Source organism: Lentzea nigeriaca (assembly GCF_016907955.1).
Classification (GTDB): Bacteria; Actinomycetota; Actinomycetes; order Mycobacteriales; family Pseudonocardiaceae; genus Lentzea; species Lentzea nigeriaca.
Genome location: NZ_JAFBCX010000002.1, coordinates 367,263 through 390,026, shown reverse-complemented (window position 1 = coordinate 390,026; position 22,764 = coordinate 367,263). Strand labels below are relative to the sequence as shown.

24 protein-coding genes are annotated in these 22,764 nt (G+C 68.6%); 6 read left to right on the top strand and 18 right to left on the bottom strand.

What is annotated here, in order from left to right:
* Window positions 1-18: 18 nt before the first annotated feature.
* The 3 genes from JOD27_RS46490 to JOD27_RS08180 are packed head-to-tail and all read right to left on the bottom strand — an operon-like array spanning window position 19 to window position 919.
* Window positions 19-156 (bottom strand): DUF3291 domain-containing protein, encoded by a 138-nt coding sequence (locus JOD27_RS46490; RefSeq protein ID WP_307829999.1) that lies wholly within the window; start codon window positions 154-156, stop codon window positions 19-21.
* Window positions 153-305, bottom strand: a complete 153-nt coding sequence (locus JOD27_RS46485) for a DUF3291 domain-containing protein (protein ID WP_307829998.1) — start codon at window positions 303-305, stop codon at window positions 153-155. Before JOD27_RS46485 ends, JOD27_RS46490 begins: the two co-directional genes overlap by 4 nt.
* The gene (locus tag JOD27_RS08180) at window positions 302-919 is read right to left on the bottom strand and encodes a hypothetical protein (RefSeq protein WP_204761509.1); all 618 of its coding nucleotides are present in this window, start codon (window positions 917-919) and stop codon (window positions 302-304) included. Before JOD27_RS08180 ends, JOD27_RS46485 begins: the two co-directional genes overlap by 4 nt.
* Window positions 920-961: 42 nt before the next feature.
* Between JOD27_RS08180 and JOD27_RS08175 the strand changes: the two genes are divergently transcribed.
* Window positions 962-2,773 (top strand): prolyl oligopeptidase family serine peptidase, encoded by a 1,812-nt coding sequence (locus tag JOD27_RS08175; protein ID WP_204761508.1) that lies wholly within the window; start codon window positions 962-964, stop codon window positions 2,771-2,773.
* 50 nt (window positions 2,774-2,823) lie between these two features.
* Complete coding sequence (locus JOD27_RS08170; protein WP_204761507.1) at window positions 2,824-4,332, top strand: trypsin-like serine peptidase; 1,509 nt, start codon at window positions 2,824-2,826, stop codon at window positions 4,330-4,332.
* An 86-nt stretch (window positions 4,333-4,418) separates the two neighbouring features.
* Here the strand turns inward: JOD27_RS08170 and JOD27_RS08165 are convergent, their stop codons facing one another.
* The 3 genes from JOD27_RS08165 to JOD27_RS08155 all read right to left on the bottom strand — a co-directional run bounded on the left by JOD27_RS08165 (window position 4,419) and on the right by JOD27_RS08155 (window position 5,989).
* Window positions 4,419-4,895: a Dps family protein gene (locus JOD27_RS08165; protein WP_204761506.1), complete on the bottom strand. Its 477-nt coding sequence runs from the start codon at window positions 4,893-4,895 to the stop codon at window positions 4,419-4,421.
* A gap of 16 nt (window positions 4,896-4,911) precedes the next feature.
* Window positions 4,912-5,334, bottom strand: a complete 423-nt coding sequence (locus tag JOD27_RS08160; protein ID WP_204761505.1) for an organic hydroperoxide resistance protein — start codon at window positions 5,332-5,334, stop codon at window positions 4,912-4,914.
* Between the two features lie 79 nt (window positions 5,335-5,413).
* On the bottom strand, window positions 5,414-5,989 hold the full coding sequence (locus tag JOD27_RS08155; protein WP_204761504.1) for an NADPH-dependent FMN reductase: 576 nt from the start codon (window positions 5,987-5,989) through the stop codon (window positions 5,414-5,416).
* A gap of 65 nt (window positions 5,990-6,054) precedes the next feature.
* On the opposite strand from JOD27_RS08155, the gene JOD27_RS08150 reads away from it, so the two are divergent.
* Complete coding sequence (locus tag JOD27_RS08150; RefSeq protein WP_204761503.1) at window positions 6,055-7,107, top strand: alpha/beta hydrolase; 1,053 nt, start codon at window positions 6,055-6,057, stop codon at window positions 7,105-7,107.
* Here JOD27_RS08150 and JOD27_RS08145 read toward each other — a convergent pair.
* The 7 genes from JOD27_RS08145 to JOD27_RS08115 form a co-directional block, all read right to left on the bottom strand.
* Window positions 7,083-8,258: an MFS transporter gene (locus tag JOD27_RS08145; protein WP_204761502.1), complete on the bottom strand. Its 1,176-nt coding sequence runs from the start codon at window positions 8,256-8,258 to the stop codon at window positions 7,083-7,085. The genes JOD27_RS08150 and JOD27_RS08145 overlap by 25 nt on opposite strands.
* A gap of 11 nt (window positions 8,259-8,269) precedes the next feature.
* The gene (locus JOD27_RS08140; RefSeq protein WP_204761501.1) at window positions 8,270-9,454 is read right to left on the bottom strand and encodes an MFS transporter; all 1,185 of its coding nucleotides are present in this window, start codon (window positions 9,452-9,454) and stop codon (window positions 8,270-8,272) included.
* Window positions 9,455-9,649: 195 nt separating this feature from the next.
* The gene (locus JOD27_RS08135; protein ID WP_204761500.1) at window positions 9,650-11,065 is read right to left on the bottom strand and encodes a gluconokinase; all 1,416 of its coding nucleotides are present in this window, start codon (window positions 11,063-11,065) and stop codon (window positions 9,650-9,652) included.
* Entirely contained in the window at window positions 11,062-11,802 is a 741-nt protein-coding gene (locus tag JOD27_RS08130; protein ID WP_204761499.1) for a class I SAM-dependent methyltransferase, read from the bottom strand. The genes JOD27_RS08135 and JOD27_RS08130 overlap by 4 nt, the downstream gene beginning before the upstream one ends.
* Before the next feature lie 24 nt (window positions 11,803-11,826).
* The gene (locus JOD27_RS08125) at window positions 11,827-13,122 is read right to left on the bottom strand and encodes a helix-turn-helix domain-containing protein (protein ID WP_204761498.1); all 1,296 of its coding nucleotides are present in this window, start codon (window positions 13,120-13,122) and stop codon (window positions 11,827-11,829) included.
* A 236-nt stretch (window positions 13,123-13,358) separates the two neighbouring features.
* Window positions 13,359-14,423 carry an aspartate-semialdehyde dehydrogenase gene (locus JOD27_RS08120; RefSeq protein WP_204761497.1) on the bottom strand — a complete coding sequence of 355 codons (1,065 nt, stop codon included), beginning with the start codon at window positions 14,421-14,423 and terminating at the stop codon, window positions 13,359-13,361.
* On the bottom strand, window positions 14,420-15,685 hold the full coding sequence (locus JOD27_RS08115; RefSeq protein ID WP_189255887.1) for an aspartate kinase: 1,266 nt from the start codon (window positions 15,683-15,685) through the stop codon (window positions 14,420-14,422). Before JOD27_RS08115 ends, JOD27_RS08120 begins: the two co-directional genes overlap by 4 nt.
* Window positions 15,686-15,828: 143 nt before the next feature.
* Between JOD27_RS08115 and JOD27_RS08110 the strand changes: the two genes are divergently transcribed.
* The gene (locus tag JOD27_RS08110; RefSeq protein ID WP_307829995.1) at window positions 15,829-17,013 is read left to right on the top strand and encodes a glycosyltransferase family protein; all 1,185 of its coding nucleotides are present in this window, start codon (window positions 15,829-15,831) and stop codon (window positions 17,011-17,013) included.
* Window positions 17,013-17,573 carry a nitroreductase family protein gene (locus JOD27_RS08105; protein ID WP_204761496.1) on the top strand — a complete coding sequence of 187 codons (561 nt, stop codon included), beginning with the start codon at window positions 17,013-17,015 and terminating at the stop codon, window positions 17,571-17,573. The genes JOD27_RS08110 and JOD27_RS08105 overlap by 1 nt, the downstream gene beginning before the upstream one ends.
* On the opposite strand, the gene JOD27_RS08100 is transcribed toward JOD27_RS08105, so the two are convergent.
* The 3 genes from JOD27_RS08100 to JOD27_RS08090 are packed head-to-tail and all read right to left on the bottom strand — an operon-like array spanning window position 17,559 to window position 18,672.
* Complete coding sequence (locus JOD27_RS08100; protein ID WP_204761495.1) at window positions 17,559-18,059, bottom strand: NUDIX domain-containing protein; 501 nt, start codon at window positions 18,057-18,059, stop codon at window positions 17,559-17,561. The two genes, JOD27_RS08105 and JOD27_RS08100, sit on opposite strands and share 15 nt — an antisense overlap.
* A gap of 10 nt (window positions 18,060-18,069) precedes the next feature.
* On the bottom strand, window positions 18,070-18,357 hold the full coding sequence (locus tag JOD27_RS08095) for a hypothetical protein (RefSeq protein ID WP_204761494.1): 288 nt from the start codon (window positions 18,355-18,357) through the stop codon (window positions 18,070-18,072).
* Between the two features lie 18 nt (window positions 18,358-18,375).
* Window positions 18,376-18,672: a hypothetical protein gene (locus JOD27_RS08090; protein WP_189255883.1), complete on the bottom strand. Its 297-nt coding sequence runs from the start codon at window positions 18,670-18,672 to the stop codon at window positions 18,376-18,378.
* 218 nt (window positions 18,673-18,890) lie between these two features.
* Between JOD27_RS08090 and leuA the strand changes: the two genes are divergently transcribed.
* Window positions 18,891-20,681 (top strand): 2-isopropylmalate synthase, encoded by a 1,791-nt coding sequence (gene leuA / locus JOD27_RS08085; RefSeq protein WP_204761493.1) that lies wholly within the window; start codon window positions 18,891-18,893, stop codon window positions 20,679-20,681.
* Between the two features lies 1 nt (window position 20,682).
* Here the strand turns inward: leuA and JOD27_RS08080 are convergent, their stop codons facing one another.
* Both JOD27_RS08080 and JOD27_RS08075 read right to left on the bottom strand, forming a co-directional pair.
* Window positions 20,683-21,633 (bottom strand): TolB-like translocation protein, encoded by a 951-nt coding sequence (locus JOD27_RS08080; RefSeq protein ID WP_204761492.1) that lies wholly within the window; start codon window positions 21,631-21,633, stop codon window positions 20,683-20,685.
* On the bottom strand, window positions 21,630-22,763 hold the full coding sequence (locus JOD27_RS08075; RefSeq protein WP_204761491.1) for an MFS transporter: 1,134 nt from the start codon (window positions 22,761-22,763) through the stop codon (window positions 21,630-21,632). The genes JOD27_RS08080 and JOD27_RS08075 overlap by 4 nt, the downstream gene beginning before the upstream one ends.
* Window position 22,764 lies beyond the last annotated feature (1 nt).

Genomic DNA, 22,764 nt, shown 5'->3' with positions numbered 1-22,764 from the left:
GGCCCCTGCGGAAATCGATCAATTGACCGCCGAGTAGGTCTCCTTCAGCGTGAACACATGAGATGACGGACCGTGCGCGCGCAGATGCACCAGTCGTTCCTCGGCCTCCGCCACGGAAGGCCGGTGGCCGGCCGGCACCCACCACAGCGCCGTCATCGCCTCGGCCGGGCACGGTGGAACCACTGACGTCTGCCACGCAGGAGCCCGCGGTGGGCGTCGCCGAAGACGCGGATCGCCGTCGCGTCGCCCGCCTCGCTCTGCAGCCGCCAGCGGAAGCCGGGTGCGGCGTCCGCGACCGCGTTCACCGGGTCGAGGGCGTCCTCGGCACGTGGCCCTGCGTCAGGGACAGCTGGTGCTTCGCCGCGATCCACTGCTTGACCACTGGTCGCGTGGCCAGGACCAGGCTGAGGACGCAGACCGCCAGCAGCACCGCCGAACCCATCGACGGCACGAGCTCGGCCACGCCTCTCCGCACCGAGCGGAACAGCGCCACCATCAGCACGAACCCGGTGAAGAAGCCCGACATCTGCGAGGCGATCGTGTTCGGGAAGTGCGGATGGTTGATCGACATGGCGCCCAGGGCGTTGAGCACGCCGAAGCCGGCGATCACCGCCGCCAGCAGGATGCCGATGACCACCGTGCCACCGGACACCAGGAAGCTCATGATCACGAACGCGGCGATCACCAGCATGCCCGCGGCGAGGATCCAGTTCAGGACCGCGAGGAGCACGAGCGGCGCCGGCTTCGGCGGCAGCTGGCCTGGCCAGGGCTGCTGCTGCGGGTACGGCTGCTGATACTGCGGCGGTGGTGGTGGTGGCTGCTGCGGATAGCCCTGCGGAGGATGGTTCTGCGGCGGGAAGGGCGGCTGGTACGGCGGCCGCGCAGGTGGCGGCCCTCCCCACTGAGGTGGTGTTGTCATCTCAAGTCCCCCTAGCACTGCCGCTGACTCTAGTGTTGAGACGTGACAACGCACCCTGCTCCCAACGTTCCGGACCAGCTTTTCGACGATCCGGCCGCCGAGACCCGGTGGCGCGAGCGGTTCACCGCTCCCCGGATGAGCCTGCCGAGCTGGGCCGACGACGCACCGGACCGCACGCTGTACGTCTCCAACGCGAGCGGCGTGTGGGAGATCTACGCCTGGGACCGGGCGAAGGACGAGCACCGCAAGGTCACCGACCGCCCGAACGGCACGTCGCACGGCACGCTGAACCCGGACGGCACCGAGCTCTGGTGGTTCGACGACCACGACGGCGACGAGTTCGGCGTCTGGGTGCGCGAGCCGTTCGTCGCCGACGGCAGCAAGGCCGAACCAGCGGTCGCGGGCGTCCACGCGGGCTACCCCGCCGGTCTGGAGATCGGCAGGAACGTCGTCGCGGTCGCCGCGTCGACCGACGACGGCACCACCGTCTGGTTGTCCCGCAACGGCACCACCGAGGTGATCTACCAGCACGTCAACGACGCCGGCGTGACCGCGATGTCGAAGGACGAGTCGCTGGTCGTGATCGCGCACTCCGAGCACGGCGACAACCGGCACATGGCTCTGCGCGCGCTCAACGCCTCGACCGGCGAGACGGTGGCCGAGAAGTGGGACGGCAAGGGGCTCGGCCTGGACGCCGTGTCGTTCAGCCCGGTCCGCGGCGACCAGCGGCTGCTGGTGCTGCACGAGCGCCGCGGCCGCGAGGAGCTGCTGATCTGGGACGTCGCCGCCGACACCGAGCAGGAGATCGTCCTCGACCTGCCGGGCGAGGTCGCCGCCGACTGGTACCCGGACGCGTCCGCGCTGCTGATCGTCCACACCCACCACGCCCGCAACACCGTGCACCGCTACGACCTCACGACCGGCGAACTGTCCACTCTGGACACCGCACCCGGCGTGATCGGATCGGCGGGCGTGCGCCCCGACGGCACCGTCGAGTACTCGTGGTCGTCCGCCGAGAAGTCCACGGTGATCCGCGCGCTCGCCCCGGATGGCACCGAGCGCGTGCTGGTCGAGCCGCAGGGCGCCAGGCCGGCGACGTCGGAGAAGCTCGAGGACGTCTTCGTCGGCGAGGTCCACGCGCTGGTCTCGAAACCGGCGGGAGAGGGCCCGTTCCCGACGGTCTTCCTGATCCACGGCGGCCCGCACTCGGCGGACGAGGACCGCTTCTCGGCCTACCGCGCGGTGTGGCTCGACGCCGGGTTCGCCACCGTGCACGTGAACTACCGCGGCTCCAGCGGCTACGGCTCGAAGTGGCGTGACGCCATCGAGGGCAGGCCTGGCCTCACCGAGCTGGAGGACATCGCCGCCGTGCACGACTGGGCGGTCGAGTCCGGCCTCACCGACCCCGCGCGCTCGGTGCTGAGCGGCGCCTCGTGGGGCGGCTACCTGACGCTTCTCGGTATCGGCGTCCAGCCGGAACGCTGGGCCGTCGGCATCGCGGGCGTCCCGGTGGCGGACTACTTCGCCGCGTACGAGGACGAGATGGAACCGCTGCGGGCGTTCGACCGCGCGTTGTTCGGCGGTTCACCGGAGGAGCTGCCCGAGCTGTACCGGGAATGCTCGCCGCTCACGTACGTCGACAAGGTCACCGCGCCGGTGCTGATCCTCGCCGGTGAGAACGACCCCCGCTGCCCGATCCGGCAGATCGACAACTACCTCGACGCGCTCGCTGCTCGTGGCCACACCTACGAGATGTACCGCTACGACGCGGGGCACGGTTCGTTGGTCGTCGCCGAGACGATGCGGCAGACGGCGGCCGAGGTGGACTTCGCCAGGCGTCACCTCGCCCGGTAGTCCCTCAGAAGTCAGGGAAACGTCACCAGCGCGTCCGTAGGGTCGCCACCATGAGGAAAGCTCACTGGGGAGCGGCGGTCGCGCTGGTGGCATTTCTGCTGCCGGCGCACGCCGCGGAAGCGGCCACGCCGCAAAGCCAGGTCACCACGCCGAGGCCTGAGATCGGTTCGCTGTCCGGCAGCAGCGACCCGAAGGACCACCACTGCTCCGGCAGCATCGTCAACAGTCCGCACGGCAACGTGATCGCCACCGCCGCGCATTGCGTCTACGGCAAGCGCAACGTGTTCTTCAGTCCCGGCTATCACGACGGCCAGGCGCCGTACGGCACGTGGCAGTCCGCGGCGATCTACGTCGACGAGGGCTACAAGGACAACCACGACATCAACGGTGCCGGTTCGCCGTACGACTACGCCTTCGTGGTGTTGCAGCCGCGCAACGGCAAGAACGTCGCCGAGGTCACCGGGTCATCGCTCAAGCTCCACGTCGACGCCACCCTGCCGGCCGACATGACCGTCTACGGCTACCCGTCGGCCAAGGACAAGCCCTACCTGTGCGACAGCACCGCGTCCCGCGACGGCCAGTACTGGGAAACGCTGCAGTGCCTGGGCATCCCCGGCGGGTTCAGCGGCGGCCCGTGGGTCCTGCGCGGCACCAAGGAGCTGATCGGCGTCATCGGCGGCAAGGGCCAGAACCTGCCGGCCACCGACCCTCGCAACTACAGCGTCCGCTTCGACAACCGCGTCAAGGCGTTGTACGACAAGGCCGTCGGCTCGCCGGTACCTCCGAGCAACGGCAACCTGGGTTACCCGCTCGGCAGCGGTTCGACCTGGAAGCACGCCCAGCTCATCACCTCAGGCCGGTACACGGGCAGCGCGCAGCTGGACATGATCGTCCGGTGGAGCGACGGCGAGGTCACCCTCTACCAGGGCGGTTCCACGAGCGACCCGCAGAAGCCGTTCGCCGGTGAGACCCGGCTCGCGGCACCGAGGAGCATCTGGACGCACGCCAAGGGCATCGCGTCCGTCAACAACGGACTCGTCGTCAGCTGGGACGACGGCGAGGTCACCTACTATGAGTCCGTCGACAAGAACGGCTTCCACAACGAGGTCCAGCTCGCCGCGCCCAACGCCCTGTGGAAGGATCACGCGTCCTACATCGCCGGGCTGGGCGGCGACCTCGTCGTCGTGTGGAACGACGGCGAAACCACGCTCTACCAGGGCATCGCCGCCAACAAGCTCGGCTCGGAACGCAAGCTCGTGGCACCCAACAGCACCTGGACCCACGCGCAGACCATCTCCGGCGGCAACTGGACCGGCTCCGGCACGCCGGACCTGCTCGTCCGCTGGAGCGACGGCGAGTTCACCATCTACGGCGACGTCGCCACCGCGGGCCTCGGCCAGGAACACCGGGTCCAGGCACCCAACGAACTGTGGACCCACGCCACCGTCACCGCCGGACGCGGCAACGACATCGTCGTCCGCTGGAGCGACGGAGAGGTCAGCCTGTACCCCGACGTCGACGGGCAGCTGCACCGGGAGATCCAGCTCGTCACCCCGTAAACCCGCCGCGCAGAAGTACGCGGGGAGCTTTCGTACTCTCCTGGAGTACGCAGGCTCCCCGCGTGCGGCAAGCAAGCAGGCAGGCGTCAGGCGGCTTGGGCCTGCCACATCCAGTGCGCCTGCTCCAGTTCCTGGGTGATGCCGATCAGCAGGTCCTGGGTGACGAGGTCCGGCTTGTCGGTCTCGTCGATGCGGGAACGCATCCGCGAGATCAGCGAAGCCAGCGAGGACGTGATCGCCGTGACGACCTGTTCCTCCTTCAGCCAGCCGGTTTCGATCTCGGGCACGCCGGACGACTCGGCGATGGTCTTCGCCGTGCCGTTCGGCGTGACGCCGAGAGCGGCTGCGCGTTCGGCGACCTGGTCGGCTGCGTTGCGCGCCATCGTGACCAGTTCGTCGAGCTGAAGGTGGACGCTGCGGAAGTTCTTGCCGATCACGTTCCAGTGCGCCTGCTTCCCGATCAGGGACAGGTCGACGAGGTCGACGAGTGTCGCCTGCAGCACGGCACCGACCGCGTCGCGGTCGCCGTCGGCCAGCGGGCTGGTGATCGGGTTCTTGGCCATGGTTCTACGCGCCTCCTCAGACGGTGACGGTGAGCGCCACCTCGATGTTGCCGCGCGTCGCGTTGGAGTACGGGCAGACCTGGTGGGCCTGCTCGACGAGCTTCTCCGCGACCGCCTGGTCGAATCCGGGGATGGTCACGGCGAGCTCGACGGCCAGCTGGAAGCCGCCGGTCCCGTTCGGGCCGATCCCCACCTTGGCGGTTACCTCAGAAGAAGCGAGCTGAATCTTGGACGCGCGTGCGACGGCCGCGAGAGCGGAGTTGAAGCAGGCCGCGTAGCCGGCCGCGAACAGCTGCTCCGGGTTGGTCGCGTCACCACCGGGGCCGCCCATCTCCTTCGGGATCGACAGGACCTCGTCGATCACGCCGTCGGACGAGCGAACCTCGCCGTTGCGGCCCTCGCCGTAAGCAGTCGCCTCGGCCGTGTACAGCGCTTCCATTCCGCTCTCCCTCGAGTCAGTGGTTTTGTTACCCACTGGTACCAACGGGTCGCACGCGACTTATCTGCCCGATCGTGAGTCAGTTCACGTCGAGATGAGACGCATGGCGCAGCGCGAACTCGACGACCTGGCGGCCGATCACCCGCAGGTTCCTGTCGACGTCGGCATCCGAGCAGGCGCCGTCGCCGTCGAACTTGACCTGCGCGGAGTTGATCGCGGCACCGAGCGGCGTCGGCCAGCCGCGCAGCGCGTGGACGATCGAGCGGACGGCCGCGAGCGTGTTCACCGCGGCCTGCCAGCCGTATGCGGCCGTGATGCAGCCGACGGCGCGGCCGTCGAGGTACGGGCGCTCGTCGTCACGCAGGTCCTCGATGTAGTCGAGGGTGTTCTTGACCAGGCCGGACACGGTGCCGTGATAGCCGGGCGACACGAGGATCACGCCGTCGGCCCTGCGCAGGTCCTCGACCATCTTCACGGCGATGTCGGTCCGTTCCGGCACGGACGGGTCGTAGAACGGGAGCACCAGCTCGGGGCCGCTGTACTGGATCGTCCGCGCACCGAGCTCACGCGCACCCTCCAGAGCCACCCGCAGCGCCCGCTCGGACTGCGAGTCGGACCTGATCGAGCCCCCGATGCCCACCACCGTCACCGTCATGGCTTCGATCCTTCCACCTCCAGTTACCTGGAGATCCAGCACTACTCGCTAGTAACGTGCAACACATGTCGAACTTCCAGGCGGCCGTGCTGGCCGGTGCCCTGCGCTTCGCCTTCGGTCTTCCCAACCCTGTGCGTCGACTCATCGCCGGTCCCCCGATCCGCCTGGACGGCCAGGACCTGCACCCCGAGGCGCAGCTGCTGCTGAAGCTGGCCAACCTGTCCGGGACCGACTGGCGCACGAAGTCAGCATCCGAGAGCCGGCTCGACCTGGAGTTGAGTTCGCAGCTCGTCGCGGGCCCGAAGATCACCGGAGTCGGCGCGCGGGACCTCACGATCGGCGAGTTCGCCGGACGGCTCTACACACCGGACGGTCTCGCCGCCGGGTCACCGCTGTTGATCTTCTATCACGGTGGTGGCTGGGTCACCGGGGGCCTGGAGACCCACGACAACCTGTGCCGGTTCCTCGCGAAGGAAGCCGGTGTGCGGGTGCTCGCGGCCGACTACCGGCTCGCGCCCGAGTACCCGTTCCCTGCGGCGGTCCAGGACGCGGCCGAGGTGCTGCGCTACGCCGTCGCGAAGGCGGAGGACCTGGGCATCGACGAGAAACGGATCGCGCTCGGCGGTGACAGCGCCGGCGGCAACCTGGCCGCGGTGACCGCCCACAACGCCGAGATCGACCTCGCGTTCCTGCTCCTCTTCTACCCCGGCGTGGACGCGTCGGTGCGCCGCCGGTCACGCGAGATCTTCGGCAACGGGTTCTTCCTGACCGACGAGAAGATGGACTGGTTCCTCGACCAGTACAGCGCGGGCGGCAAGGACCGCCACGACCCGCGGCTGTCGATCATGCTAGCCGAGGACCTCTCGAACCTGCCGCCCACCTACATCGCGACCGCGGGCTACGACCCGTTGCGCGACGAGGGCGAGGCCTTCGCGGAACGCCTGGCCGCGGAGGGCGTGCCGGTCGTGCTGCGCAGGCACGAAGGACTGTTCCACGGCTTCGCGAACGTACTGGGCGTCGGCGGGATCTTCCGCGAGGCCGTGTCCGAGGCCGTCGGCGCGCTGCGGACCGGCCTCGCCCTGGCGAACTCCGCTCAGGACGTGGCCGAGACCGCCTGACGCTGGCGGGACAGCACCCAACCCAGCCCGGCGATCACGAGTCCGGCGAGACCGGCGACGACGAAGCCGAGCGGGGGTCCGCTGTGGTCCACCGCGACCCCCGCGAGCGGCTGACCTGCCGCGACGCCGAACGTGAACGCCGAGCCCTGCAGCCCGAGCGCGAGCCCGCGTGCCGACGCGGGCGCGAGCTTGCTGATCTGCTCGGTCGAGGCGGCGATCGTCGGCGCGCACACGAGGTTCATCGGGACGAGCGCGAGCGCCAGCAACGCCACGTCGCCGTCGCCGAGACCGGCGGGCAACTCGAGCAGCGCCATGCACGCCAGCAGCACGATCCCGCTCGGCACCCGTTTCAGGCTGCCGTAGACGAGACCGCCCAACGCCGAGGCCGCGCACATCACCACGAAGATCAGCCCGAGCCAGCTCTGCCTGCCCGCGTGCTCCAGCGACGCGATCGAGGCGATCTCCATGCCGGACAACGCCATCGTCGCTCCGAACGGGACGATCAACGCCGCGATCATCGGCCCGCGCAACCACTCCCCCAGCTGCGGCTGCGGCCCTTCGACGACCTCGTCCTCGTGCACCAGCGGCGGGTTGACGGCGAACAGCAGCGCGCAGGCCGCCAGGATCGCCACACCGATCGAGACGAGCGCCGCACCGGTGGAGAACTTCGTCGCGATCAGCACGCCCGCCGCGGGCCCGACCATGAACGACAGCTCGACCGAGATCGAGTCCAGTGAGAACGCGGGCCGCCGTTGTGCTGCCGGCACGAGCGCCGTGAGCGCCTGCCGTCCGATCGACATCATCGGCACCGCCACCAGCCCGTTGGCGAACGCGAGCACGAGCAGCACGTAGTAGTTCATCAGCGGCGCCGTCACCCAGAAGACGCCTTCGAGCAGGCTGAGCGTCAGCGTGACCCGCAGCCCCTTGCTGTCGATCAGCTTGCCCATCAACGGCGACCCGAGGCCGATGCCGACCATCGTCGCGAACCCCACGGTGCCCGCCGCCGCGTAGCCCTTGTCGAGCGTGGTGACGACGTGGAGGGTCACCGTGACGCCCGCCGCCGTCGGGGGAATCCTCGCGAACAACATCAGCAGCATCAGGGGACGAACCCCCGGCAACGCCAGGACATGTTTGAAGGGGGCGAGGTTCACGCCCCTCATCGTCACCCCACTGGCAATGGATTTACCTGTTGCCGCTGACGGGCCAACACCCAGGCGACGACCGCCACGAGCAGCCCCGCCACGCCGACGACCGCGAACCCGTACGGGGCACCGCCGCGGTCGATCGCGACACCCGCGAGTGGTGCGCCGATCGCGTTGCCGACGGTGAACGCCGATCCCTGCAGGCCGATCGCCAGGCCACGAGCCGTGGGCGGCGCGAGCCTGCTGATGCTTTCACCGGACGCGGCGATCAACGGCGCACACATGAGGTTCATCGGCACGAGGAGCAGGCACAGCAGCAGCACGTTGCCGTCGCCCAAGCCGACCGGGATCTCGAACGCCGCCATCAGCACGAGGAGCACCAGCACGCTGGGCGCCTTCTTCACCCCGCCGTAGACGAGACCGCCCACGATCGACGCCGCACACATGGCGAAGAACACCACTCCCAGCCAGCTCTGCTTGCCGATGTGCTCCAGGCTCGCGATCGCCGAGACCTCCATCCCCGTGAGGCACACGGTCGCGCCGGCGCACACCACGAGCACGCCGACGATCCGGCCGCGCATCCACTCGAAGATCTTCGGCTTCGGGCCGTCGACCACCTCGTCCTCGTGCAGCATCGGCGGGTTCGCCCAGTACAGCAGCGTTCCGGCGGTCAGGATCGAGAGACCGATGAACATCAGCGCCGCGTTCGTGGAGAACCTGGTCGCGACGAAGACGCCGAGCGCGGGGCCGACCATGAACGACAGCTCGACGGAGATCGAGTCGACCGAGAGCGCGACCCTGCGCTGGTGTTCGGGCACGAGGGCGGTGATGGCCTGCCTGCCGATCGACATCATCGGCACGCCCATCAGCCCGACGAAGAACGAGCAGACCAACAGCACCCAGTAGCCCATCAGCGGCGCGGTCAGCCAGAACGCCGAGGACGCCGTGACGCTGATCGCGAGCATCGCCCGCAGTCCTCGTTCGTCGACCAGCCTGCCCATCAACGGGGCGCCGAGGCCCATGCCGACGGTTCCCGCGGCACCCACCAGGCCCGCCGCTCCGTAGCCCTGGTTCAGGGTGACCGCGACGTGCAGCGTGAGGATCACGCCGGTCGCCGCCGGGGGCATCCTCGCGAAGAACATCAGCAGTGCGAGCGGCCGGACCCTGGGCAGCAGAAGGACGTGCTTGAAAGGGGCGAGATCCACACAGCCATCCTCACTCGAATGGCAAAATGTTTAACCTATCGCTTTCTTGATGTGTTCAAGATCGCAACGCTAGGGTGATGCCCGTGCATGCACTGGACCACCTCGTGTGTCGTGAATGCGGCCGGGTCGAGGACGTGGACTGCGTCTTCGAACCGGCGGTCGAGGTCGCCGGTTTCCACGTCGAACGCGCAGAGGTCACGTTCTGGGGCCGGTGCCCTCGCTGTACAGCTCTTCCAGCGCCCGGTAGGCCTTCGCCACGAACGGCCGGGACTTCGCATACCTCGTGATCGCGTCCTCGTCGGGCGTGATCGTCCTGATCGGCTGGACGAGGTCGACGGTCAACGACTCGATCTCGCCCAGCGCACGCCACGCCAGCAGCGCGGCGCCCACGGCAGAGCCCCCGGTGTCCTCGGTCAGGTGCAGCGGCATGCCCAGCGCGTTGGCCAGGGTCTGCGCCCAGATCGGGGCGCGGAACGCGCCACCGGTGATCCGCAGTGACTCCACGTGCGGGACGGCGTCGAGGACCAGCGCGAGCTGCTGGCAGACGCCCTCCACCAGGGCTTTCGTGATCTGCTGCGGCGTGTGTTCGCGGCGCAGGCCCAGCAACGCGGCGTGCGCGGTCGGGTCCCACCACGGCGCTCGTTCGCCCAGCAGGTACGGCAGCGCGACGAGACCGTCCGAGTCGACGGCCGCGGCCTGGTCCAGCAGATCACCGACGGGGACGCCGAACGTCTCGGACGCCCACTGGGCCACGACGCCGCCGTTGCTGATCGCGCCGCCGCGGACCCAGAGGCCCTCGGCGATCGCGTAGCTGAACGTGCGGCCCTCGTCGTCGACACCGGGGCCCTGCTGGGCCACGCGGAGAGCGCCGGACGTGCCGAGCGAGACCGCGCCGGAACCGGGGGTGGCGGCGCCGACGCCGAGGTTGCCGAGCGGACCGTCACCACCGCCGATGATCACCGGGATGCCTTGGGGCAGACCGGGGATCTCGGCTTTCAGCGGCGTCGAGTGGGTCGGTTCGACGAGCGGCGGGAGCTGGTCCGCCGTGACTCCGGCGAACTCCAGGGACGGCTCGTGCCACTGCAGGGTGTGGATGTTCATCAGGCCCGTGCCGGAGCCGCACGAGTGCTCGTTGAGCAGCTCGCCGGTCAGGTGGAGGTGCACGAAGTCCTTGATCTCGCACCACTTCGCGGCCTGGACGCCGTTCTCGTGGAACCAGGCGAGCTTCATCAGCGGCGTGAACGAGTGGATCGGCGCGCCCGTCGCCTGGTGCAGGGCGCGGCCGTCAGCCGTGCCGCGCAGGCGTTCGGTCTGCTCGATGGCGCGGTTGTCGGCCCAGCTCAACGACTCGGTGACGGGGTTGAGCGACGCGTCGAGGCCCATGATCGAGTGCATGGCGCCGGTCAACGCGATGGCACGGACGTCCTCGGAGGCCAGTTCGGCCAGGGCGTCCAGAGCGGCGTTGAGGACCTCGTGCGGATCGTGCGTGGCTTCCAGACCGCTGGTGCGCATCGGATAACCGCGCTCGGTGGACGCCACGACGTTCGCCCGCGCGTCGACCGCGACGACCTTCGTGGCCGTGGTGCCGAGGTCCACCGCCAGAACGATCATGAATCGGCTCGCAGGGCTGTGAGGACGGCAAAGCTCGGCGACTTGCGCAGCGGACCCCAGAACTCGTCGCCGCGCTCGTCGTCCGGCGTCACGGCCGGCCGGCGCGTCACCTCGGTCAGCCCTGCCCTGGTCAGCGCCGCCTCGAACACGCCGCGCTCCCAGTAGAAGGAGTCGAAGTCGAACGACGGTTCGCCCAGCACGTGCACGCGGACCGGCTGCTTGAGGTTCATCGGACCGGTCGGCGTGATCTCGTAGCCGTACCGGCCGTACTGGGAGAGCAGGTCCCAGTCGGCGTCGGGGTTCGGGACCAGCACGACGAGCCTTCCGCCGGGCGCGAGGTTGGCCTCGAGATTGTCGATCATGGCGTCGAGCGCGGGCTCGTCGTCGGCATAACCGAGCAGCCAGACCGCGGTCACGACGTCGAACTCACCCAGCACGGGCAGCGTGGTCGCGTCGTGCTGCTCGTAGATGATGCCGCGCGGCTCTCGTGCCTCGACGTGGCGGGCGTAGCCGATCATCTCGCCTGCCGAGTCGACGCCCACCACCCGAGTGGCGCCCAGGTCGTGGAAGAGCCGCGCGTAGAAACCGGTGCCGCAGGCGACGTCCAGCACGGACTTGCCGCGCAGGTCGCCGACCGCGGAGAGCAACGTGGCGCGCTCGGCCAGCCCGGTCGGGATGTGCTTGGCCCGCTCGTAGATCGCGCCCAGCGCGTCGTACTGCTCGTCGCTCTCCGCCATGCGGCTCAGGGTAGAGACTTCGGCTCAGAGCCGGCTGATCGCCACCGCGAGATCCCTGCCATCGGACCCGTGCCGCCGTGCCTCGGTACCGAGGACCCGCAGCCACTGGTTGAGGCGCTTGGAGTCGACGCGCTCGGCGCGATCCACGGTGGTGGCGGCCAGCCGCAAACCGTGGTCCACGTTGCCGGATCGCAAGTGCAGCGTGGCGAGCGTGCCGAGGTCCATGAGGTTGCCGCGCTCAAGCCCCGCCTTGTGCGCATTGACCGCGGCCCGCATGCCTTCGAGGGCCATCGGCGCGTACTCCGGCATGGTGTTGCTGAGCGCGAAACACACGTTGCCGCGTACCGTGTCCGCCCCGCCCGCGCGGAAGTAGCCGAGCCACTCCGGGACGTCGTCTGCGATGGTGTCGACGTAGCTGTCCTCGCTGCGGCCGGTGAGCGACAACGCCCGCTCAGCCTGGCCCATCTCGGAGTAAGCCCTTGCCTGGTAACAGGAAGTCACGAAGTTGATCGCGTTGACGCCGGACTCGGCCGCGGGCAGTTCAGCGAGCTGGAACAGCTTGAGCGCTTCGTCGGGAGCGTCGTTGCCCATGTAGATGTGGCCGACCCGGCACAACAGGAACGCGCAATGCGCCGGATCCTCAGCCTGCTTCGCATGCTCCAGTGCACGGAGGAAGTGGTGTCGAGCCTGGTCCGGCATCAGGCAGTCGAACGACATCAAGCCCACCGCGTTGTGCAGGTCCGCGACGGCGCCGTGCAGGTCCTTGCGGATCTCATCGGTCATCGAGGCGCGGAGCAGCGCCTCGGACACGCTGACCTGCGCTTCGGCGGCAAAGCGGGCGGCGCCTCCCCCGTGGCGGTGGTCGAGCTGCCGCAACGCGACCGTGGTGGCACGAAGTCGTTGCACCTCAGCCACACCGACACGGCCAGGCACCGCGATGTCGGTGGACGGTGCGGCACAGGCGGCGGGATCGCCCAGCACGGCTTCGCCGACGATGATCGCGGCGGCGTTGGCGAGGAACTGGCGACGCTTCACGGCCTCGTCCTCCTCATCGACCTCCTCTCCACGGTACTGAGGAACGTCGGCGAGGCCTAGGTACGTGCGAGGGATGCCGAGGCCGTCGGCGATGCGGGCCAACAACCGGTACGAGTGCACCTCGCGGCCGGACAGGATCTCACAGACCTCGGACGGGCGTTGGCCGACGAGGTCGGCGATGCGGCGCTGCGAGACACCGGCATCGCGCACCAGGCGGTAGACGGTGGAAATGTCCTGCCGAGCGAGAGCCCGACGCATCGCGGGTGCGTCCCAGTCGACGATCACGCGCAGACCGTACGCCTCCAAAGCACCACGTTTGAACAGCTGAAGGCCCCTGTCACCCGGTTAAGGACGACAGGGGCCGGTAAAGCCGAGCAGAGTCGCTTCGCACCCTGCGGAGGAGCACAATCGAGCGATGACCGAACCCATCGAAGAGGAACACGAACACGTCCGCACCGACGGCGAGATCTCCGTGGACGACGCGATCGGCTCCAGCACCGACCCGACGAGTTAGGCCGAGATCACAGGCGCTTCGCGAGCTCTTCCGCGACCTCGTAGGTGTTCAGCGCGGCACCCTTGCGCAGGTTGTCACCGCACACGAAGAAATCCAGCGTGTTCGGGAAGTCCAGCGCCTGGCGCACGCGGCCCACGTACGTCGGGTCCTCGCCCACCATGTCGGCGGGCGTCGGGAAGCGCTTCGCTGCCGGGTCGTCGACCAGCACGACCGTCGGCTGCGACTCGAAGATCTTGTGCGCCGCCTCGACCGTGACCTCGCGGGCGAACGTCGCGTGGACGGCCAGCGAGTGGGTCGTGACGACCGGGACGCGGACGCAGGTGGCCGAGACCTTCAGGTCCGGGATGCCGAGGATCTTGCGGGCCTCGTTGCGGACCTTCAGCTCCTCGGACGTCCAGCCCTCGTCCTTCAGCGATCCCGCCCACGGCACCACGTTCAGCGCCAGCGGAGCCGGGAACGGCGACTCGGACACCGGCAGACCGGCGGCGTCCAGCGCGGCGCGGACGTCGCCCGCCACCACACCGACCTCCTTGCCGGCCAGCGCGGCGATCTCGGCGTACAGGCGGTCGATCGCCGCCTGGCCGCCGCCGGACGCGGCCTGGTAGGAGGCCACGACCAGTTCCGTCAGCTCGAACTCGCGGTGCAGGGCACCGAGCGACGCCATCATCGACAGCGTCGTGCAGTTCGGGTTCGAGATGATGCCGCGCGGGCGGTTGTCGATCTGGTCCGCGTTGACCTCGGGCACGACCAGCGGCACGTCCGGATCCATCCGGAACGCGCCGGAGTTGTCGATCGCGATGGCACCGCGCTCGGCGGCGATCGGCGCCCACTCGGCGGAGACCTCGTCCGGCACGTCGAACATCGCGATGTCCACGCCGTCGAACGCCTCAGGCGAGAGCGCGATGACCGTCAGCTCCTGGCCGCGCACGCTGATCTTCTTGCCCGCCGAGCGCGGGGACGCGATCAGCCGGATCTCACCCCACGGCACGGAGGAGCGGGTGTTCATGATGTCGATCATCACGGTGCCCACGGCACCGGTCGCGCCAAGCAGCGCGAGCACGGGGGCGCTCATCGTCCAGTCCCTGCGTAAACGACGGCCTCTTCCTCGCCACCGAGCTCGAACGCGTCGTGCAGGGCACGGACGGCGTCGTCGAGCTGGGTGTCGCGGCAGATGACCGAGATGCGGATCTCCGAGGTGGAGATGATGTCGATGTTGACGCCGGCCGACGCCAGCGCCTCGCAGAACGTCGCCGTGACACCGGGGTGCGAGCGCATGCCCGCACCGATCAGCGACACCTTGCCGACGTGCTCGTCGTAGAGGACCTGGTCGAACCCGATCTCGCCGCGCGCCTTCTCGAGCGCGGCCACCGCGCGCGGGCCGTCGACCTTGGCCAGCGTGAACGTGATGTCCGTGCGACCGGACGCGGCCTGCGAGACGTTCTGCACGACCATGTCGATGTCGAGCTCCGCCTGCGCCACGACACGGAAGATCTTGGCCGCGATGCCGGGGTGGTCGGGGACGGCGGTCACGGTGATTTTGGCCTCGGACCGGTCGTGCGCGACGCCGGTGATCATCGCCTGTTCCACGGGAAGGTCCTCCACTGAACCGGACACGATGGTTCCGGTCTTGTTGCTGAACGAAGAACGGACATGCACGGGCACGTTGTAGCGGCGGGCGTACTCCACGCAGCGGAGCATCAGCACCTTGGCGCCACAGGCGGCCATCTCGAGCATTTCCTCGTACGTGATCGTGTCGAGCTTCTTCGCGTTCGGCACGATGCGCGGGTCGGCCGTGTAGACGCCGTCCACGTCGGTGTAGATCTCGCACACGTCGGCCTTGGTCGCCGCCGCGAGCGCCACCGCGGTGGTGTCGCTGCCGCCACGGCCGAGCGTGGTGATCTCCTTCGAGTCCTGCGACACGCCCTGGAAGCCCGCGACGATCGCGATGGCTCCCTCGGAGGTGGCGTCCTGGATCCGGCTGGGCGTCACGTCGATGATGCGGGCCTTGCCGTGCACCGACGTCGTGATCACGCCGGCCTGCGAACCCGTGTAGGAACGGGCCTCCGCACCGAGCGAGTGGATCGCCATGGCGAGCAGGGACATCGAGATCCGCTCACCGGAGGTGAGCAGCATGTCGAGCTCACGCGCGGGCGGCACCGGGGACACCTGGCGGGCGAGGTCGAGCAGCTCGTCGGTCGTGTCACCCATGGCGGACACGACGACCACGACGTCGTTCCCCGCCTTTTTGGTCGCGACGATGCGCTCGGCCACGCGTTTGATCCGCTCGGCACTCTCCACCGATGAACCGCCGTACTTCTGGACGACGAGCGCCACCGACCTGACCTCCTTCGCGCGACTAAAACCCCACGTCGTAGGCAGCCTACCCGGACCACCTGGTGAGACTGGGGAGCCGTGACGCGCGTGACTACTCTGTCCGGGTGTCGTCGACCGCCTTTGACGTGGAGGCCCCAGCAGCCGTGCATCAGAGCAATGCGCGCTCACGGATGGCCGAGGCGCTCAGACACCCCGCCGCGCTGTGGTCGGTTCCGGCGCTCATCTACCTGTTCGTCCGCCAGGTGGGCCTGTATGTCCTGCAGCTCGTCGTCGAGTACCAGAACCAGCTCCACGGCTCCACCAACACCGCTGTCGGCGAGCTCAAGTCATGGGACGGCGAGTGGTTCCTCGGCATCGCCGCCGGCGGTTACGACGACGTCCCCGCCCGGTTGGCCGACGCGGCGGGCAGGCGCACCGCCGAGACACCGCTCGCGTTCTTCCCCGGCTATCCCGCCCTGATCAGGTGGGTCGACGGCCTGCCTGGCGTGACCGTGGAGGGTGCCGCGTTCGCGGTCAGCACGATCAGCGGCCTGTTCTGCGCCTACGGCCTGTTCGTCCTCGGACGCGCGGTGCGCGGCGGCTCGACGAGGACCGGCCTCATCCTGGTCACCCTGTTCGCCGCCTCCCCGATGGCCGTCGTGCTGTCGATGACCTACTCGGAGGCGACGTTCTGCGCGTTCGCCGTCTGGGCGCTGGTCGGCGTGGTGCAGAAGCGCTGGATCCTCGCGGGTGTCTGCTGCTCGGCGGCCGGCCTGGTCCGCCCCACCGCGGGCGCGTTGATCGCGGCGGTCGGGCTCGCGGCCCTGGTGGCGGTGATCGCGGACCGCCGCGACTGGCGGGCGTGGGCCGGTGCCCTGGTGGCCCCGCTTGGCCTGCTCGGCTACCTCACCTGGGTCGCGATCCGCACCGGCGACCTCGCGGGCTGGTTCGGCGTGCAGCAACGCGGCTGGGGCTCGAAGTTCGACGGCGGCGCCGCCACGCTGAAGTTCGCCTTCGAACACCTCGGCAACCCGCGCTCCGAACTGGAGACCGGCACCGTCTGGCTCCTGATCCTCGCCATCGTGCTGGTCTTCTACGCCATCCAGCGCAGGCTGGAGTGGCCGTTGGTCGTCTACGGCATCGGCGTGCTCGTCATGGACATCGGCTCCAACGGCCTAATGAACTCCAAGGCCCGCCTCCTGCTGCCCGCGTTCACCCTGCTGATCCCGCTGGCCCTCGTGCTGGCCCGCCGCCGCCTGTCCACGGTCCTGACCGTGCTGGGCGTGGCGATCCTGTTCAGCGCCTGGTTCGGCGCCTACTCCCTGGCCGTTTGGCAGTATGCGATCTGATGAACGAGCTGATCTCGAAGCGCTGGAGCCCGCGCGCTTTCTCCGCTGAGGCAACGGTTTCCGACGACGAACTGCGCACCCTGCTGGAGGCGGCCCGCTGGGCCCCGTCGCACGGCAACAGCCAGCCCGCGCGGTTCGTCGTGGGAAAGCGCGGCACCCCGACGTTCGACGCGATCCTCGAAACCCTCCGCCCAGGCAACAAGACCTGGGCCTTCCGGGCCTCGGTCCTGCTCATCGGCTGCGTGATCACCGCCGACGCCCGCGGCGACCTGCCCAACATCGAGTTCGGCCTGGGCCTGGCGATGGAGAACATCGCCCTCCAGGCCGTGGACCTGGGCCTGATCGCACACATGATGGGCGGCTTCGACAAAACCGCCGCCCGCGAAACCTTCAAGATGCCCGACGACGTCCGCCCGCTGGTGGCGATGGCCATCGGCCGCCCAGGCCGCCTGGAGGACCTCCCCGAGGACCTGCAAACCCGCGAACAGCGCGAACGCCGACGTCACCCGCTCTCCGAAACCGCCTTCACGGGCACCTGGGGCCAGTCACTGTTCGGTTGAGAAGTACTTGCTCGCAACCTCGTTGTGCAGCGGAAACGCCAACGGCTCACACTCGAAGATGACCTTGCGCTCGGACGCCTCGTCGTTCGGCACGAACGGCGGCATGTCCTCAGCGTTGATCGCGGGCGCGGTGGCGAACAGCAACACCGTCCCGCCATCCGGCGTCGACACGAAGTGCAACGGCCGCAACTCCGCAGGGTCGACGAGCACGTTCGCTTCCTCTTGGAGCTCCCGCGCCGCACTCTCCTGCCAGGACTCCCCGTAGTCCATGAACCCGCTGACGAACGCCAGCTTCCCCGCCGGCGGAATCGCCCGCCGCACGGTGAGGAGCCCGGTGCGGCCCTCGTCCTTGACTGGCACGAGCAACACGACCACCGGCACGGGGTTCGCCCACACCATCTGCGCACACCCAGGACACGTGCGCGGGTACGCGGCCGTGTCGGCGTACCGGGTACCGCAGTTGTTGCAGAAGTCGTCGCGCGCCATGCCGCCGAACCTAGTCGAGCCGTCTCACCAGCCTCAGGACGATCGCTCGAACGACCAGCCAGAACACGGCCGCCAGCCCGAAGTTGACCAGCACCCGCAACTTGGCGTCAGCGGGCGTGAACAAGTCCCTGAACGCGAGCGCCAGCGGTTGTGCAACCGCCTTGACGCTGCTGGTGATCGGGTTGTCCGGGTTGGCCCCGCCGACGGTCAGCACGACGTGAACGACGAGCACGACCGCCAGCGCGAGGCCCACCCAGCTGACGATTCCGGCGGCGATCCCGACCACGCGCGTTCGCATGGGCCAGGAATCTACTATTCAGTAGCGAGACACCGCACGTGCGAGAATGCCGGTCACGACCAGCCAGAACACGGCAGCGAGACCGTAGTTGAGCAGTACGTCGACGTTGTAGTTGCCGGTGTTGAACAGGCCGGGGAAGAACAGCGCGAGAGGCTCGGCGAGCGACTGGATGAACTTGAAGAACGCGTTCGCCTGGTTCGCGCCGAGGACGATCATCAGGATGTAGAGGATCTCGATCAGGGCGAAGACCACACCGATGCCGCTGATCACGCGTGAAGCCGTGCCGCGGCCACTGGTCGTACGTAATCTGGACATACATGAGCTTTTCCCGGATTCACGCCTGGCAAAACTTGCCGTTGTCCCACCATCCGGGCCCGCGGTTCCATCTCGGACCGAAGTGTGGCTACTCTGTCGGACGTGTGGCGTTCCCTCCTGCTTCGCTGCCGTGACGGGGTCTGATCAGACCGGCCCCCCGTCGCGGGATTCAGCGTTGCCGCCGGTCGTTCCCATGAGACGACCCGCAGGAGCACCAGATGACCTCTCCAGACGCCTACACCTCAGGTAACAGCCGAATCCGCCAGCCCGCGCGCCCGGCCCCGGCAGACCAGCCCACCTGGAACCGCCAGCTCGGCAGCAGCATGCCGTTCCACCGCTACCGCCCGTTCCACGAGGTAGTGGAGGTAGTGGACGTACCGGACCGCACCTGGCCGACCAAACGGGCGGAAAAGGCCCCGCTGTGGTGCGCGGTGGACCTGAGGGACGGCAACCAGGCCCTGATCGACCCGATGTCGCCGGCCCGCAAGCGCAAGATGTTCGACCTGCTGGTCCGGATGGGCTTCAAGGAGATCGAGGTCGGCTTCCCTGCCGCGAGCCAGACCGACTTCGATTTCGTCCGCGAGATCATCGAGGACGGCGCGGTCCCGGACGACGTGACGATCCAGGTCCTGACCCAGTGCCGCGAGGAGCTGATCGCGAGGACCTTCGAGTCCCTGCGCGGTGCCAACAAGGCGATCGTCCACTTCTACAACTCGACGTCGATCCTGCAGCGCCGGGTCGTCTTCCGGTCCGACAAGGACGGCATCAAGAAGATCGCCGTAGACGCCGCGAAGTTCGCCAAGCAGCAGGAACAGCTCTACCCCGAGACCGACTTCCGCTACGAGTACAGCCCGGAGTCCTACACCGGCACCGAGCTGACGTACGCGCTGGAAGTCTGCAACGCGGTCACCGAGGTCATCGCGCCCACGCCAGAGAAGCCGCTGATCATCAACCTGCCGGCCACGGTCGAGATGGCCACGCCGAACGTCTACGCCGACTCGATCGAGTGGATGTCGCGCAACCTGGCGCAGCGCGAGTCGATCATCCTGAGCCTGCACCCGCACAACGACCGCGGCACCGGTGTCGCCGCCGCCGAGCTGGGTTACCTGGCCGGTGCCGACCGGATCGAGGGCTGCCTGTTCGGCAACGGTGAGCGCACCGGCAACGTCTGCCTGGTCACGCTGGCCATGAACATGTTCAGCCAGGGCATCGACCCGCAGATCGACTTCTCCGACATCGACGAGATCCGCCGCACCGTCGAGTACTGCAACCAGCTGCCCGTCCCCGAGCGCCACCCCTACGGCGGTGACCTGGTCTTCACCGCGTTCTCGGGCAGCCACCAGGACGCGATCAAGAAGGGCTTCGAGGCGCTGGAGGCCGACGCCAAGGACGCCGGTCAGCACGTCGACGACTTCCCGTGGGAGGTCCCGTACCTGCCGATCGACCCGAAGGACGTCGGCCGCAACTACGAGGCCGTCATCCGGGTCAACTCGCAGTCCGGCAAGGGCGGCGTGGCGTACCTGATGAAGCAGGAGCACCACCTGGACCTGCCGCGGCGCCTGCAGATCGAGTTCTCGAAGGTGATCCAGGAGGTCACCGACACGCAGGGCGGCGAGATCAACCCGAAGGAGATGTGGGACGCGTTCGCGGAGGAGTACCTCCACGGCAAGGTTCCGCTGTACCTGCTGAAGCACCGCGCGTCCTCGGACGGCAGCGGGCACGAGGAGATCACCGCGACGCTGCTGATCGACGGCGAGCAGCAGGAGATCACGGGCTCCGGCAACGGTCCGATCGCCGCGTTCGTCGACGCGCTCGCGTCCGTGGGCTACGACGTGCGGGTGCTGGACTACGCCGAGCACGCGCTGTCCGCCGGCGACGACGCCCGCGCCGCCGCGTACCTCGAGTGCGCGGTGGGCGACCGGGTGCTGTGGGGCGTGGGCATCGACAGCTCAACGGTCGCCGCGTCGTTCCGCGCGATCGTCAGCGCCGTCAACCGCGCGCAGCGTTAGATCATTTTGGGCTGACGAGCGACGGGGAGGACGCGTGCGGCACCAGTTGCCGCGGCGCGTCCTGCCCGTTCGCCCGCACGGCCCAGATGCCCTCGCCCGGCAGGCCGTAGGCGATGGTGTCGTTGTCGAGCCACACCACCTGGTCGTCGATCCCACGTGTCTCGGCCAGGGGTGTCTCCACCATCGTGGTCAGGTCCAGCACGTGCTCGCGCCACGGCCTCGCGCCGTCGCCGGGCACGCGCTTCTTGAACGCCACGCGCTTGCCGTCCGGGGACAGCGACGGGCATTCGACGTTCTCCCGCAACGTTTTCGCGGAGATGTCGACCGCGTCGCCCTTGATCAGGTACGTCTTGCCGCCCGTGGACATCGTCGCGTAGTAGGAGCGGTCGTCCTCGGTGAACGTCACGCCCCAGAAGTTCATGTCCTCTGCCCGCTTCATGCCGATGATCCGCGTGGTCTCCAGGTTGCTCTGGTACAGGAGCGTCTCGCGGTCGAAGATGCCCGTGCGGGTGGAGAACCCGCCTGTCTGCGCGTACGAGTCACCGGTCACGAACGTCGTCCAGGACGCCATCCGTCCGTCCGGCGACAGTTTCGCGCGGTTCGGCACACCGGCGACATCGATGCGGTTCGTCTCCGTCAGCGACTCGTCGACGAAGATCGAGACGGATCCCGGGAACGGACCGGACCGGTCCGCGAGGCACAGTCCCTGCTTCGCCGCGGTGAAGAACCGCTTGCAGGACAACGTACTCAGCCGACGCGGACCACCGGGGTCGGACAACGGCACCGACGCCACCCTGCCGCTCGCGTCGTCCACGAACAGCAGCCGGCCAGGAGTCAGCTCGACAGGCCCCGCCTCGACCGCGACGGGAACCTCGTCCGGCGCACGCAAGGCGTAGGCCGTGGCACCCACGCCCAATGCGATCACAGCAACGACGACGAGCAGAATCCTCACCAAGCGAACCACGTCCAAAGAGCACCGAACAGCACGGAAGACGAAGCCCGGGCGAGCACCTGGCCGGTCTGGAGCAGGGCCAGACCGGACGTGCGCAGCTCGTCCGGGATCAGCGGACCGGCGACGGCCATCAAAACGCCGTCCGTGCACGCGTAGAACAGGCCGTGCAACAGCAGAACACCCGCCAGCAGAACGATTCCGGACGTGCCCGCCAGCAGCAGGTACGCCCCGAGCAGCGCGAGATGGCCGACGAGGAACATCCGCCACCGGCCGGCCCGGTCGGCCAGCGCACCCATCGGCACGGCGGCGAGCAGGTACACGCCCGCCGTGCCAAGAGGCAGCAACGCGATGTAGGCGACGTCGACGTCGAGCTTCTTCTGCAGCAACAGGTAGACGAACCCGTCGCCGAGCGTCAGGAACCCAAGCCCGCACGCGACCAGGCAGACCCGCCGGAACGGCCTGGACCGCAACAACCCGAACGCGTTCCGCAGCGACACCGCGACGCGTGGCAGCACTTCGCGGTGATCCCGCACGAAGAGCACCAGAACGAGAACACCGAGTGCGGCGAAGCAGAAGCTCACCACGAACACGACGTCGTAGCGCGCCGGCAACGTCCACAAGAGACAGAACGCCACCAGCGGGCCGAGGAACGCGCCTACGGTGTCCATGGCGCGATGAACACCGAAGGCGCGTCCAAGTGCCGAGGGCTCGCTGCTCAACGTGATCAGCGCGTCCCTCGGCGCGGTGCGCAAGCCCTTGCCCGTCCTGTCACCTGCCAGCACGAGCCCCATCGCGGTGGCGGAGGTTCCGGCGGCGAGCAGTCCGAGCTTGCCCACCGCCGAGATCCCATAACCGAGGCCGGCCACGAGCTTGCGCCGTTGCCAGCGGTCAGCCGCATGACCGCCGACGATGCGAACCAGTGCCGTGACACCGGTGTACATGCCGTCGAGCACACCGAACTGCAGCGGGGAGAACCCCAGTCCCAGCACCAGGTACAGCGGCAGGATCGCGGTCACCATCTCGGAGGAGACGTCCGTGAGCAGTGATACGGCGCCCAGGGCGAGCACGTTCCCCGCGATCCTGCCGGTGCCACCCGAGGCGGGAGCTTGTCGAGCGGTTGCGATGTACACG

What these genes read in the sequence shown, in the direction of transcription:
- JOD27_RS08180 (WP_204761509.1), bottom strand. Translation starts at nt 919, where the DNA reads ATGACAACACCACCTCAGTGGGGAGGGCCGCCACCTGCGCGGCCGCCG.
- leuA (WP_204761493.1), top strand. Translation starts at nt 18,891, where the DNA reads ATGACCTCTCCAGACGCCTACACCTCAGGTAACAGCCGAATCCGCCAG.
- JOD27_RS08155 (WP_204761504.1), bottom strand. Translation starts at nt 5,989, where the DNA reads ATGACGGTGACGGTGGTGGGCATCGGGGGCTCGATCAGGTCCGACTCG.
- JOD27_RS08105 (WP_204761496.1), top strand. Translation starts at nt 17,013, where the DNA reads ATGAACGAGCTGATCTCGAAGCGCTGGAGCCCGCGCGCTTTCTCCGCT.
- JOD27_RS08090 (WP_189255883.1), bottom strand. Translation starts at nt 18,672, where the DNA reads ATGTCCAGATTACGTACGACCAGTGGCCGCGGCACGGCTTCACGCGTG.
- JOD27_RS08095 (WP_204761494.1), bottom strand. Translation starts at nt 18,357, where the DNA reads ATGCGAACGCGCGTGGTCGGGATCGCCGCCGGAATCGTCAGCTGGGTG.
- JOD27_RS08135 (WP_204761500.1), bottom strand. Translation starts at nt 11,065, where the DNA reads ATGATCGTTCTGGCGGTGGACCTCGGCACCACGGCCACGAAGGTCGTC.
- JOD27_RS08150 (WP_204761503.1), top strand. Translation starts at nt 6,055, where the DNA reads ATGTCGAACTTCCAGGCGGCCGTGCTGGCCGGTGCCCTGCGCTTCGCC.
- JOD27_RS08120 (WP_204761497.1), bottom strand. Translation starts at nt 14,423, where the DNA reads ATGAGCGCCCCCGTGCTCGCGCTGCTTGGCGCGACCGGTGCCGTGGGC.
- JOD27_RS08130 (WP_204761499.1), bottom strand. Translation starts at nt 11,802, where the DNA reads ATGGCGGAGAGCGACGAGCAGTACGACGCGCTGGGCGCGATCTACGAG.
- JOD27_RS08160 (WP_204761505.1), bottom strand. Translation starts at nt 5,334, where the DNA reads ATGGAAGCGCTGTACACGGCCGAGGCGACTGCTTACGGCGAGGGCCGC.
- JOD27_RS08170 (WP_204761507.1), top strand. Translation starts at nt 2,824, where the DNA reads ATGAGGAAAGCTCACTGGGGAGCGGCGGTCGCGCTGGTGGCATTTCTG.
- JOD27_RS08165 (WP_204761506.1), bottom strand. Translation starts at nt 4,895, where the DNA reads ATGGCCAAGAACCCGATCACCAGCCCGCTGGCCGACGGCGACCGCGAC.
- JOD27_RS08100 (WP_204761495.1), bottom strand. Translation starts at nt 18,059, where the DNA reads ATGGCGCGCGACGACTTCTGCAACAACTGCGGTACCCGGTACGCCGAC.
- JOD27_RS46490 (WP_307829999.1), bottom strand. Translation starts at nt 156, where the DNA reads ATGACGGCGCTGTGGTGGGTGCCGGCCGGCCACCGGCCTTCCGTGGCG.